A 1,327-nucleotide genomic window follows, 5' to 3' on the forward strand; every position below is an offset into this window, starting at 1 on the left:
GTTGAGCAGGGCCAGCGCGGCGCGCGAGTCCGAGTGGATGGTGACCCGGCCGCCGGGGGTGCCCGCCCACGCGCAGATCACGTGCCCCAGCACGAGCGCCTCGAGTTCCACCTCGAGCGGCATCGTGGCCCCGGCCACGGCCTGCACGGCCCACATGCTCGGCCCGGCGACGGCGGCCGCCCCGCCGATGCGGGAGCCGCGCAGCACGGAGCCGTCCACGTACACGTCCGTCACGTCCGCCTCGTCCGCGAACGTGAGGCTGTGGGTCACCCCGGGCAGGTTGCGGCGCAGGAAGCGGTCCGTGCGGCGGCGGGAGAGGAAGACGCCGGAGGAGCGGCGCAGCGCGTCCTCCTCCTCCTGGGCGGCCTCGATGGCCTCGAGCGGGATCCGGGCCGCGCCCGTCTGGGCGACCGTCTCCGGGTCCACGTCCGGCAGCAGGTAGCTGGAGCGCTGCGTGCCCACGGGGGACTCGTCGAGCCGGTAGGAGACCACGCGCGTGTCCACGGGGGCGAGGACCTCGAGCAGGGCGAGCAGCTCGGCGTCCCGGTCCGAGCGCAGCCGCACGATCACCGGGCGCTCCGGTGGCAGGTCGACGGTGACGGTGGACCAGAAGACGCTCAGATGCGCCGTGCCGACCATCCCGGTGTAGACGTGGCCGCGGACGTCGTCGCCGAGCTCGCGCAGCTCGAGCTCGCGGGCCACGTAGACGATGCCCCCCGTCGTCGGATGCAGGTCCAGGCGGAGGGCGGGGCCGTGGTCCACGCCGGGCAGCATGGCCAGCGGGCTGGCCACCACGCGGACGCCGTCCCGGCGGATCCGGGTGCGCGGCGGGGAGGGGCGGGGGACGACGGGGCCGGTGCGCGTGAGGTCGACGCCGTTCCGGTCCCGCGGGGTGCCCCGAGGCCGGCGGGCACGGACCACGCGCAGCGGGCGGTGCTGCTCCTCCGCCTTGGCGCCCGGGCCACGGAAGTCCCAGCCCACGTCGACGAGCGCCGCGGGGTGTGCGGGCTCGACGTCGTGATGCAGCGTCCGGTCCACGACCGTCCGCGGGTGGTTGATCCGTGCTCCCATGGCTTCGCCGGCTGTGTCGAAGGGGACCGCGCCGGAACTGTGAGCCGGGTCCGGCGGGCCATGCTGGTCCTGCGGCGGTCGGGCGGGATCGCCGTGGACGAAGGGGACGACCCGTCCCGACCTGTTCTGCTCTGGGCGACCTTACCGAGCGCACCTGTGAGGAGGCAGGTCTCCTCTCCTCGGCCTCCCGCGCGGCCGCGTCGGACGAGGCGTCAGAGCGGGTCCGTGCGGTGCCGCTGCACGTCCGGGCCGGTCG

The 1,327-nt window shown here is 75.6% G+C and carries 1 protein-coding gene; it reads right to left on the reverse strand.

Features of this window, described 5'->3' with window-relative positions; genetic code table 11:
• Positions 1-1,071: ribonuclease HI (locus D8M29_RS12255; protein WP_127446025.1), on the reverse strand; the 1,071-nt coding region annotated here is incomplete at its 3' end.
• Positions 1,072-1,327 lie beyond the last annotated feature (256 nt).

Origin of the sequence: Micrococcus sp. HSID17227 (genome assembly GCF_003989405.1) — a bacterium.
In the GTDB taxonomy this organism is placed as follows: domain Bacteria; phylum Actinomycetota; class Actinomycetes; order Actinomycetales; family Micrococcaceae; genus Micrococcus; species Micrococcus luteus.